At 31.9% G+C, this 12331-nt stretch carries 8 protein-coding genes; all 8 read right to left on the bottom strand.

What is annotated here, in order from left to right:
• Positions 1–575: 575 nt before the first annotated feature.
• Positions 576–1256 carry an ATP-binding cassette domain-containing protein gene (locus tag B2X73_RS04505; protein ID WP_286734180.1) on the bottom strand — a complete coding sequence of 227 codons (681 nt, stop codon included), beginning with the start codon at positions 1254–1256 and terminating at the stop codon, positions 576–578.
• A complete protein-coding gene (locus tag B2X73_RS04500) occupies positions 1253–2170 on the bottom strand; it encodes a hypothetical protein (RefSeq protein WP_286734182.1) in 918 nt (305 codons plus the stop codon). Before B2X73_RS04500 ends, B2X73_RS04505 begins: the two co-directional genes overlap by 4 nt.
• Positions 2171–2241: 71 nt before the next feature.
• The gene (locus B2X73_RS04495) at positions 2242–5340 is read right to left on the bottom strand and encodes a lantibiotic dehydratase (RefSeq protein ID WP_291095838.1); all 3099 of its coding nucleotides are present in this window, start codon (positions 5338–5340) and stop codon (positions 2242–2244) included.
• Positions 5341–5365: 25 nt separating this feature from the next.
• Entirely contained in the window at positions 5366–7516 is a 2151-nt protein-coding gene (locus B2X73_RS04490) for a peptidase domain-containing ABC transporter (RefSeq protein WP_291095836.1), read from the bottom strand.
• A gap of 6 nt (positions 7517–7522) precedes the next feature.
• Entirely contained in the window at positions 7523–8683 is a 1161-nt protein-coding gene (locus B2X73_RS04485; protein ID WP_291095833.1) for an HlyD family secretion protein, read from the bottom strand.
• Between the two features lie 41 nt (positions 8684–8724).
• Positions 8725–9759, bottom strand: a complete 1035-nt coding sequence (locus tag B2X73_RS04480) for a zinc-binding dehydrogenase (protein ID WP_286734191.1) — start codon at positions 9757–9759, stop codon at positions 8725–8727.
• A 1170-nt stretch (positions 9760–10929) separates the two neighbouring features.
• A complete protein-coding gene (locus B2X73_RS04475; protein ID WP_291095828.1) occupies positions 10930–11118 on the bottom strand; it encodes a hypothetical protein in 189 nt (62 codons plus the stop codon).
• Between the two features lie 396 nt (positions 11119–11514).
• Positions 11515–12219, bottom strand: coding sequence for a glycosyltransferase (locus B2X73_RS04470; RefSeq protein WP_291095825.1), 705 nt, complete (start codon positions 12217–12219; stop codon positions 11515–11517).
• Positions 12220–12331: the final 112 nt, after the last annotated feature.

Raw genomic sequence — 12331 nt, 5'->3', positions numbered from 1 at the left:
CAAATCGAACCGTAGTATCCAGTTGGAAAGAAAATACGTATGATTCATTCCTGTTCTGAATAAGGTACAATTGTATTTGTCGTCTAGGCCATATCTATCTTTCACAAAATCTCCTAATTGTCTGGCAGAAAGAGTAGAGGCTATAACCGGAAATGTTGTCATTTTTTTTTGGAAGTTCGTATTGGTTTTTTAGATACTAAAAGACAAAAAAAGCTTGCAATTCATATTGCAAGCTTTTTTTAAGTTTTAATCTTTCGATCTGTAGCCCGTAGGGGAATCGAACCCTAATTGCATTAATCTATTTATCAGTTATTTACAAACCTTCCATTTCCCTACTCACCGAATAACTCACTGGTTTGACATACATTTTAGCTGCAAGTTCTTGATAGCTAAGTTAGGAAAATTCTTTCAAGTAATGAAAAGCAAGAATACTATTTAAGCTAATATAATACTTACTATTTATCTACGAACGTGAATGCCAAAATATCCCCCTATTAACTTTATAATTATTCGTTTATTAAGGAATGATGAAGCTCATCCTTAACCAAACATTTTTCTAAAATAAAAAGCTTATCTTATTTGAGCCCAAGTTTAGCAATCTTATCGCCCAATATGAGATGTTTCATCTCTTCTTCAATATCTCTAAAATTTTCTTTACCCGTACTCTTAACTACCTGTCCATTTTTTAGGAAATGAATTCGATCGCAGCAATCATGTAGTGTTGAGAAAATATGTGAACTTATTAGTACAATTTTTCTTAATTCTTTGAGATGATGAATTAAGGCGGTCACAATAATATTGCTCTGGAGATCGAGGCCATTAAAAGGTTCGTCGAAAATAAAATAATCATTATCCTGCAGCATGACTCCAGAAATCGCTAATTTTTTTTTCATACCCGTCGAATAATTCGCAGCATATTCACCTAGCGGAAGATCGAATATATTTTTCTCTTCAAAGTTTGGCTCTGGCACTTTCCTGCTATGACAAAGCAAACGAAGATATTCTTCTCCGGTAATTTTTGGAAAAAAATAAGGGTCAGTATCTAGAAAGCCTATATGATCCTTCGTTTTTTCAAACTCCGATTTAACTATTCCTTCATAACTTTCAATACCAGCTATGCATTTAAAGAGGGTTGACTTGCCTGCGCCATTGTTACCAACAATGCCATGTACTTCTCCTCTATTAAAGTTCAAATTGATATCACTCAAAATAATTTTCGAGCCGTATTTTTTTGATAAATTCTTTACGGTAATCATTTCAATATTTCTTTAAGGCTAGTTCGCGATTTAACATAGAAATAAGGCATACACACAAGCACAAGTGGAATAAAGATTAAGGCAATAATAAATAAGACAAATATCGGTAAAGGCATTCTATTAGGAAAATAAGTGTATTTACTCAATAACCCTGATACTATTGATACATAACCAATGATTTGCACAATAATTAAGATTAAAAATTGATCACTAAAGGCGATACCAAGTGCAATAGCAATAGGTAACGACAAGACAGTTGAATATAATATCAATATTTTGACTTTATTTAATAAGAATTGAGAGAATGTCATTGAATAAATCCATACATAAAAGTGGCTTTCTGGATCCAAGTAGAATGAAAAACTAATTATCTGAATAATTATTAATGAAAAAACACCTAAATTAAAATTTCCAACAGTAATGCTAATACCGCAGATAAAATAGGATAATAGGATTATCAAAAATGTTTTTCTAAAACCCACTATAAATTCATAAGGAAGCTTATAGAATGGTGTTGGAAGCACATAAGTAGCTTTTCTCCCTTCTTTTATAAAGATTAAAAGACCATTAGCGATCATTATGATAACAGGAATCAACAATTTCCCATTTACAATCAAGAGCAAAATAAATGGTAGTCCCACTATGATATTTTCAAGAGCCCTTATTAAATAATAATGTCTATTTGAAAAGTTAAATTTTAAAAATATATTCCTAGAACTACCATTTAAGCAAAAAGTTAGCACCATCGGGATAATAGCGTACACATAAGGTGTGTATGAGGCTTTTAAGATTATATACTGTGAAATAACAGTAAAACTTATCAATATTAAAAGACCTACTAGAAGTGGGTTCATCCCACTATTTGCTAAATAACGCAGAATTATGCGGCTTTGTAACGTAAAATAAAACTTCATTTTCTAAATTACTTTACATTTATTTATAACGATTGAATCCATGTTTTAAAAATAGTACTTACGATTAAAAATCATTGCTGTGCTTGAACTGACACATAGTATTTATAAAGGAAGTCATAAAGCACCATTTCATAAGTACGTTCCTTACAACCAATAAGACGATTCAGCATCATATGAATCAAGCTTGCTATTATACTCTCTTCAGTTACATTTGATATTTTATTTTCGCGTACCTGTTGTAACTCTTCAACATAGGGTTTAAGTAATAAACATCTTGATTTAAGAAGGCTATTGATATTCATTCGTAATCCCGACGATGATGCCCCAGTCAACATATTTGCAATTAAGGATTTGTGATTTCTATATTTAAGATTAATTTTATCCCTCATAACCTTATTTACATTAAACTCGTAAAAAAAGCTTTGTCTACTTTTATTAGTAAATTCGATCTTAGCATGTAGATCTAAGCCGAAACTATTTAAATAATCATCCATCCCCTTAATTCCGGCTAGCCATTTTTCAGTTTCATTTTCAGATATTATATTTACCAAAGCCAAGGTGATATCACTGTCCAGATTAAAAATAGATTCACATAATTCGATCGAATTACTTCCATAGCGATCGATTTCTCTGATATATGTATCTAACTGAACTTTCCAAATTGTTTTCGCAATACTTGGCCTTTCCAGAAAAGACTTTATTAATTGTATCAATTTACCTACATCAGTATAATTTATTAGGTGAAACCTTATTCGAAGATGAGGCTCGGGATCCGCATACCTAATGAAAAACCATTTATCAATCAATTGTTGATTCTTCAAAACATCCACTATGTTTTTTACACAACTCGATAATATTTGATCACCACTTTCCGAGTTACAATAGAATTTGTAATACACCCATTCCGAGCCTAAACCAAATGCATCAGTAATATCATTTTGTTCAGATTCATAACCATACTGCATAATATTACCATTTCTAAATGAAGTATCTTTCTTTATAAAACTAGCTACGCACTGATTCATATATGAGCCTGAAGAATCCTCTTTCCACAAGAATTCTCTTAATGGAATAAAACCTCTTTGCCTTATCGTTTGCAACCATGATCTAATTGATAATACATTGTGAAAATCTACAAGAAGTTCATTGTCTCCTTCTGCATAAACTACCTTTTCAGGCAACTTGTACTCCATACGTAATGCTTGAATATTCTCAAAGAGTGCCTGTTCTGAAAGGTTATATAGGTGTTTGAAATTATCTAAAGTAAAATTCCAAGTTGCAGGGGATATAATTACGTTTTTAAAAGTTATGCGCGGCAGAAAAAAATAAAGCGACGAAAGCCCTCCCCATGAAAAATTTATAATCTTATTATTAGAGGTATGGTTATATAAATCTCCAAAAAAATGATACAGTGGAATAGAATTATCAAAGTGGTTGTGCATATGGCTTTTGGTAGGGATAATTCTTTTTCCAAGATTTTTAGAAAATAATATAATTTCATCATTTTCGATTTTGATATAGATATCGGTCATTTCAATTCTTTGGTCACCTCTTAGCGATGATTTAGCCAGATAAGGTATCTCATAGTTTCGAATTTTCGGATGCATGATAACATTACTGGCTCTAGCGTCTGGCTGATGAACAAAATCTGCGAAAATTACTCCTGGATTCTGTTGCTCTTCCATTTTTGCGATGTCTTTTACTATATTAAAAATCGAGGAGTTGCCATTTGCAAATCTAGCTAGAACCGGGATAGCAGATGGGCCAACCATTCCATCTAGCACTATTATATTTTGTTCTTTATTAATTACTTTAAATAGTAAGGAAAAAGATGGAGGAAAATCATCCCAATTAATTTGAGAGACATCAAAGTCCGCTTCATTAAGTTCGATGCTATATTTGCTATTGTAATTGGCTTCTTTTAGCAATTCAAGCATCCATTTATTTGATTTTTTATAAGTAATATTTACGTCTTCCGATTGCCAATTTTGGGAAATATCTGATACTAGGGGAGCAAATATTGAAGGGTTGTTTACAGGGTACCCTATTCCATTCTCATAATCTAACACCTCAGTTAACAATACGGATTTCCCGTCGTATCTCTCTTTAAATTTTTTCTTAAACTGTATTAAAGAATCAGATGCAGATGTCGCATTCATATGCATAGAATTAAGAAGAAGGAGAGCTTCACAAAGCTGTTCTTTAATTTTCCAGTCTAACATTATCGTTTCCGAAGAACGATAACTATCTACATGAAATACTCTTGTTTCATCAACTGGAACGTCAAAACGTTTTAAAATATTTATTATGTCTTTATAAGCTTCAACTTTATTTCTTTTATTATCATCCAAACTCTCCAAACTTAATTTGACTTTTTGCAACTCCGAAATTATATTCAAAATTTGATTTTCCTGATCTTTGAAGTTTTTATTATGTAGAATCTTGATAATATTTTCCAGATGATCTTTCCCTGTGACCTCTATTTCTAGTTCATCTCTCAAAAGTTGTGACGATGTTAATTGGTATAGAAGTCCTAAAATTGTTTGTTTATCAAATCGATCATCCGAAATTGTTGAAACTAAATGAGACAAAGTAGCCCCATTCTTTGCATTTGATAGTATACCTTCTATATACAGGTTATTTTTAATGGCGGAAATTCTGTTCTTGCGTCTGTTGTCTTTATGATAATACTCGCAATATTTAATTTCACTTCCAACCGCTTGAATACTAGAATTGGGATAAAATAATAATCTGGCTCTTACAGCTGGTAAATTGGAAATCTTAGCTGTTAAATCACTTAAGTAGTTCATGTCCAATCGTGTATGACGAAAGAAGTCTTCTTCTGAAAAGTTAAGATACGTTCCTTTATTGCTCCATTTTCCAACTGCGCATGCAGAAAATAGCCCAAACGGTGTACATCTACTGAACATTCTAGAATAATACTTCTGGAGAGAGATTGAGATCTTCGCCTTTTTATCCTCCGCTAAAATACCTAATTTTAATTTTATCATTTCATTATAAAGAACAGGCGAAGCTATATAAATTGCCTCTAAAAAGACTTCATCATTTAACAAACGATCCATGTCTTTGATATCCAAACTATCTCGGAAGGAATATCTTGGAATTCTAACAACTATGTCGTCTTTTATTACGTATGGGAATTTTGTCATATACAATATATTCTTTTTACTTTGTCTATAATCCGTTCTTTTGCAATAACTCGAAATAATAATCCTCATTTTTTATTAATTCGAAGTGCGTTCCCTCTTCCACTACCTTTCCATCTTTTAAGACAATAATCTTATCCGAACTGAGAACGGAACTTAATTTATGAGTTATTATTATTACCGTTTTTGACATATTCAATAGGTCTTTTATGATATTTTGGACGTAGCTGTCGCTAAAACTATCTAGAGAGGAGGTAGCTTCATCTAAAATTAAAATTTCAGCGCTCCTATACAAAGCTCTAGCTATAGCAATTCTCTGCCGTTGACCTCCTGATAGATTAGTCCCATTTTCTCCTATATAAGTAAATAGCCCATTATCTAAACTCTCAATAAAGCCCATGAAACCCAGATTTTTACATATAGAAATCACCCTATTAACATCAGGTTCTTTATCACCAATTGCAATATTTTCAATAATACTACCTGCGAACAAAACAATATTTTGCGGCACTACACTGATTACATTCCTAAGTGATTCATTTGATAAATATTTAATATCATAGTCTCCAATGCAAATCCGTCCTTGGCTTAATGGGTACATGCTTTGTAATAAATTTATTAAGGTGCTCTTGCCAGAACCGCTAACACCTACAATTGAAGTTAACTTTCCCTTGGGTATAGTAATTGATAGATCTTGGAAAACCATAGCTCTTGAACCATATCGGAAAGTAATTTTCTCAAAAACAATATTTCCTATCATCGCCGGACTAATATCAATAGATTTTGTCTCTTGATCTGCGTCCTGATCTAAATTCATTATTTCAAACAACCTATCTGAAGCTATGAGCGCTTCATGGATTTGCTGATTTACTTTAACTAGGCTGCTAAGGGGGCCTGTGAAATAAGATAATAAGGCGAAAAATGAAAAAAGTTCTCCTGGCGTAAGTTCGCTATCAAATATATAATTTGTACCTACCCAGAATAGCAAGACTGATAATGATTTAGTGATAAAATCTGAAAAAGAAGCTATATATAAATTAGTAATTGCAATTTTGTAGATACTTCTTAAAAACGCGATAAATCTCTCCTCAGTTTTTTCTTTTGCATACACTTCTAACCCAAAGCTCCTTATGGTTTCCATAGAGTTTACACTTTCCACTAAATGACTACCAAGCTCCGCTGAGTTTTCCATAGAATTACGTACATTTTTCTTATTTAGTTTGTCACTGAATATATACATTGTTATATAAAAAGGAATTATTACTGCCATCAATAGCGCAAGTCTCCAATCATATATAAACATCATGATGAAGGAAAAAAAGACAATTCCAAAATTGACCAGTATTGTTACTAAAACTTCATTTATAAAGACTCTAATTTTAACTGCATCATTGATCCTACTAACAATTTCACCTACTCTCATATTGTCGAAAAAAGCCTGAGGTAGATCAAGTAAATGTGTATAATATCCAAGTATTAGTCGTAAATCGAGCATTTGGCCCAACTTAATTGTGAAAAGTGTTCTGATAAATCCAATGGTTACCTGAGTTACAATAACGAATAGCATTATTAAACCTAAGACGTTCAAAAGGTTCCCGTTGAAGTTCGGTATAACAAAATCTGTAATTTTTTGAATATATATCGAATTACCTAGGCCTAGTATAGTGTAGAGTAATGCCCCCAGAATAATTTGAAAAATGAGACTCGCTTTTGGCTGTAGCAATTTCCAATAAAGAAGCTTTTTGGAAACATTTAAACTCCCACTTTTAAAATCACTATTTGGACTTAGCACTATCAATATAGAGGTCCATTCTTTATAAAACTGCTCCCTCTTGTATTTAATGATCTTGCCAACCTCGGGATCCATTATTTTAAAATAGGTTTTCGTTGCTTTATAAATAACTACATAATGGGGGAATTTTTCTTTTGAATTGATATGAGCAATACATGGGAATGGCATCTCGAGCAAATCGTCCTTACTACATTTTACTCCTTTGGCATCAAATCCAATTTTCCTTGCGGCCTCTACAAGCCCTAATAATGTCGTACCCTTCTTGTCTGTATTCGCTAATTGCCTTGTTTTAGCTATAGGAATCTTAAGATGATAATACGCACAAATGCTAGCAAGACAAACCGCTCCACAATCAAAGGCGTCGTGCTGCTTAAGATTAATTTTCATAAGGAATTATTGTGTTGTTACGTTGGGATTTAACCAATTGTGCATTTTGTCAAAAATTAATTGCCAAAGACTCCGTTCAGTTAATTCAAAATTGGCTGTTGATGTCATACCTTTCTTAATGATACCTTTTCGACCGTTGCTTAACTTTAAAAAACTGGTTTCTAGGCTACATTTTACAACGAAGAAAGGCTTATTCTCCATCATTACAACTTCGTCATTTATTTCGACTACTCTTCCGATAAGAGTTCCCCAATCGATATAGCTAAAAGCGTCCAGTTGCAATCTTACCTTTTGATCTAAGGAAATAAATCCAATATCCTTAGGCGAGACATAACAAACTGCAATCAATGAACTGGTCGGGCTAATCTCTCCGATTTGCTGCCCTAGCCGGACAAAAGACCCCTGCTGAACTCCGCTACTTCTATAAATTGTTCCTGATATATTAGCTATAACCACACTACGTACGTTAGCGTCTTGAAATTGAATAATTTGCTTATCTATGTTACTCAACTCTTGTGCTAAACTGTACTCATCAGAACTAAAGCGAGATTTAGACTTTTCAGCTAACATCTCCAATTCACTTTTGACTCCATCATATCTCAGCTTTTCAACCTCCCATTCACTCGCTGAAATTACCTTTCGATTGAACAAAGTCTCACTTCTTTCAAAATCTTTTGCTATTTTTTTATACCTAAACATGATTTCCTTCTTTTGGAGAAGCATTTGATCGTATTCTATTTGATACTTTCGAGTTCGAAAATTAGGACGACCATCGAAATTAGAAATCGAATTAAATAGTTTCAAATCATTAAGGTTATCCAGCAATAGTTTTTTCTGATTCTGAAGGACATTTATATTACTTTTTTGAGCACTATTGTCTATCCAAAATAGTGTATCTCCGGCATGAACTCGCAAATTATCTTTAAAACTCAATTTTGTAATCTTTCCTTCAACAGTTGCCATTACAACCTCGTTTGTCAAAGCTGTTTGAATTATAGCAGGAGATGAAGAGTTTATAGTGACCTTAATAAACGGTAAGGCAGAAACCGAAATTATAACCAGAGCCAATAAAAAGATATATAGAACTTTAGATGATGTAGATATCTCTCCTAAGTAAAATATTTCCCTATTTTTTATTTGCTCATATTCGCATAAAGGTTCAGACATTTATTATTATTTACAGTACTTGTAGATTATTAACATATTATTTAATCATATCTAAAGACAACTTTTCCAAGTCTTTCTTTGCTTAAGAAAGATCTCTCAATAAATCCTTTAATATCTCCTTTAAAAACAGAATCTATAACCACTTGTAGCCTGCCTGTAATATAATCCTCTACGGCTCTTGATAGATTCTCAGTAGTTCCTAAACAGTTCCCAAGAATAGATAGGTTGTTCTGAATTATTCTCGCGAAGATCAGATTAATTTGCACCAGTTCATTTTTGATTCGAAACTGTTCGGCTACACCACAAGAAATATATTTCGCCCCCATGTTCATCACTTCCAAAATTTTAAAAAGATGGACATCTGCAAATGGATCGATTATATAATCGAATCCTCCATTATGAGCTACAAACTTGTTTATTTCGGGATTCTCTAAGATATTGTCTACACTTTCCGTTAAAACAAAAAAATCATCTAGTCCTATGTCAAGAAGCTTCTTTCGGTGTCTCGGATCTCGGGATGTCCCGAAAACTGATACATTCATATTTTTTAATGCATTCAGTGCAAAAAGAGAAGTATTAGAACTTATTCCTGTTATTAAGACTTTTTTCCCTGTCTTTATGTCTAGTTTGTCAATCATTGAATAAGTAGTTTGTGCTCCGATCGTAAATGCTGAGGCAACATTATCCTCCAGCAAGTCAGGTATTTTAAAAAGTTTTTCCGCAGGCAAAATTTCAATTTCTCTTGAAGCGTGGTTCGTTGGTAGGCCTGGTGTAATATCTGGCGAATTAGTAAAGGGATACTCTCCGTTAGGTATCACTCTATCCATTAATTTTAGATTTTTGACATTTTTTCCAACACCAATAACGGTTGCAACAAATTCAGAACCTATAGCATAATATTTTATTTCGTTTTTCAGCATTGATATTTTGGAATATGCATTGAGCATCGATGCTATCTCTCTGTAATTACAAGAAAATGCGGTTTTTTTTAACAATACATGATTTGGATATAGTTCCGGATCGAAATGGGGATCTTCACTTTCAATTAAAGCATAATTGATTATATGACCGTCCAAGGATAAACTTCCATTAAAAATACACTTGCTATAGTAATTCTCGAAATTACTCGAGCAGACGACAAGACTTCTCATTAATAATATTATATAATTTTAATAATCATTTTTTTAACTCGTACATTGAAGTAAAAAACTTCCATAATCTTCAATATCAATTATAAATTGAAGTAATTAGTATTTTTAGAAGTAAAGTGAAATTTAAGCTAAATACAATTTTAAAACATCATATTACAAAATCAATATGACATGATGTTAAGGGTACAAAGCTAAAACCACCTACTAGAGGTATCTTTCTTTGGAATAATTAGACGAGAGTTAACATATAACTATAATCTTGTGCTAAGTTTTATGACACTTATCCCGAGAATACCTTTATTGTTTGTATTTAATCAGTTTGCTATTGCAATATAACTGTGGTTTATCTCAAGTTTTAATAATATTAAAGGAAAGAATGGAACCATTTGCCTGATTTATATTCGATTAGGTAATACATATCCAATGAAAAATCATTTAGCTCATTTTTGAGCCCTACAGAATCTGAACATCGGATCTATTAGCTCGCTTATAATTTGTAAATTTTACTCTCATATATAAATAAAAACATAAAAAAACAGATAAGACTAATAATACATATATCCATGGTAGTATAATGCGGTAATTACTTCTAAATGTTTGGTTTTCCCTCAGAAAGATATGAATTATTACAAGTTGCAGTCCGACGACAATTGCAGCCTGCGGGAGCACCCAGCCTAGAATATATTTATTCCTTTGAAATCCTTTTGGATAATCCAAAAATACATTCCACTTCTTTGAAATAGATAAATATTCGGCGCCGTAATATTGATGTAAAGCAAAAGAGTTAAACGAAAGGCCATTAACCTCCGGGTTCATATTGCTTTTATTAAATATATGGCTATATAGTAGCCAACTAATTAAGATTATCCCAACAAACTGACATATTAATATTTCCGCCCAACCAAAATTAAAATAAACCACCAGCGGATTTCCTTCTTTACTCAAATTGGGAGTATATTGATATGTGAATACTATATCTACTAATCTGGTCAATAATAGTAACAGAATTGATAAACAATATTTTATCCACTTTATATTTTTACTATTCATATAAAAAATATTTAAGGTCATCAATAGATGACCTTAAAACAAAAATTAATACGCAGGGTAAGGTATTAGAGTCAATGTTATTAATAGACTAATACTAAAACATGCTGGGGTAGTACCACCATCAATCGCAGCCATTTCGCTATCGGACAATTCTGAAACAGTGCGTTTTTCAAACAAAGGATTTTTGCTATCTTGTAGCTTAGTATCTAACGACAATTCGTTAATTTTTTTCATTACAATTTTATTTAATTTTCCGTCGCTTTGGATTAGGCTTTGACAATGCCTACTTGTTATTTATTTAGGTTTACAAGAAAACTCCTAATTTGTCGGCCAAACAAAATGCTTTAATTATCCACGCTAATATAACCCTACCCTTATGTATAAAATGATTAATACTTTTTTATTGATTGTAAATACTTAACTTATCTGCAAGATACTGTCTGTGTATTACCTTTATGTTTAATAATCTTTATGTATTTATTACTATTGTTTATTATATAGCAACATTATTTAAATCAAATACAAAAAATGACGCTTATTGATATCAATTCAAGTGTATTAATATACAATTAGTTATATCTATGGAGTTGATGTTAACTATAAATCTATTAATGCATGTATTAAACCTTTTTAATATACATTACCTTCAACTTCTAAAACAGAAAGTAAGTAATTGTCGCTTGAACATGCTTTGCTTAAACCTTTTTTAAAGAGATTTATTTCTTTTTCGTAATTAGAATGATTTAACAACAAGTGATCTAAATTTTGTCTAATATTTTCTTCACTAACACTCTTTATACTTCCTGCTAAACCCAATTTTTTATAATGCAGTTTTTTTGAATTACCGATTTGATCTACAAAAAGAGGGTAAGCTAACATAGGAACATTAGCTTCAATACTTTCCTTGATAGAGTTTAAACCCGCGTGTGTTATAAATAATTTAGTAAAGTTTAAAACGTATCTTTGTGGCACATAATTGAATATTGAAATATTGCGCAGAGACTCGAATGCATCATTAGACCAAGGCACTTTACCACAAGAAAAAATAGTTTGAAAACCTTCATAATGATCAAGGACCTGATCTAATAATGTCAAAAAATTTAATATTTCCGAATACATTTTGTTACCAAATAGGGTTCCAAATGATACATAAATTATTGTTTTGTTACTTTTTAATATTTTATCGAGGGCCTCATCAACGTCTAAACTGGTTCTTTCTTCTGCTTCCTTAAAAGAATTGAGATAGAATTGTTGTTGATTTTGCTTTTTGTTGAAAAATTCCAATTCCAATGGAGCCATAATTAATGTGGGAATATTGGTGATTGTGAGGTGCATGTAATTCTTTTTATTCAATCGATAAACCGAAGGTAAACCTGCTTTGGAAATTTCAGTAGCAAGGGAACTTATATTATCATTGCCTAGATATTTGCATATTCCGCACTATACT

Source organism: Empedobacter sp. UBA7252 (assembly GCF_002472765.1).
Lineage (GTDB): Bacteria > Bacteroidota > Bacteroidia > Flavobacteriales > Weeksellaceae > Empedobacter > Empedobacter falsenii_B.
This window is presented reverse-complemented; position numbering and strand designations above follow the sequence as displayed.

What these genes read in the sequence shown, in the direction of transcription:
- B2X73_RS04505 (WP_286734180.1), bottom strand. Translation starts at nt 1,256, where the DNA reads ATGATTACCGTAAAGAATTTATCAAAAAAATACGGCTCGAAAATTATT.
- B2X73_RS04500 (WP_286734182.1), bottom strand. Translation starts at nt 2,170, where the DNA reads ATGAAGTTTTATTTTACGTTACAAAGCCGCATAATTCTGCGTTATTTA.
- B2X73_RS04495 (WP_291095838.1), bottom strand. Translation starts at nt 5,340, where the DNA reads ATGACAAAATTCCCATACGTAATAAAAGACGACATAGTTGTTAGAATT.
- B2X73_RS04490 (WP_291095836.1), bottom strand. Translation starts at nt 7,516, where the DNA reads ATGAAAATTAATCTTAAGCAGCACGACGCCTTTGATTGTGGAGCGGTT.
- B2X73_RS04485 (WP_291095833.1), bottom strand. Translation starts at nt 8,683, where the DNA reads ATGTCTGAACCTTTATGCGAATATGAGCAAATAAAAAATAGGGAAATA.
- B2X73_RS04475 (WP_291095828.1), bottom strand. Translation starts at nt 11,118, where the DNA reads ATGAAAAAAATTAACGAATTGTCGTTAGATACTAAGCTACAAGATAGC.
- B2X73_RS04470 (WP_291095825.1), bottom strand. Translation starts at nt 12,219, where the DNA reads ATGCACCTCACAATCACCAATATTCCCACATTAATTATGGCTCCATTG.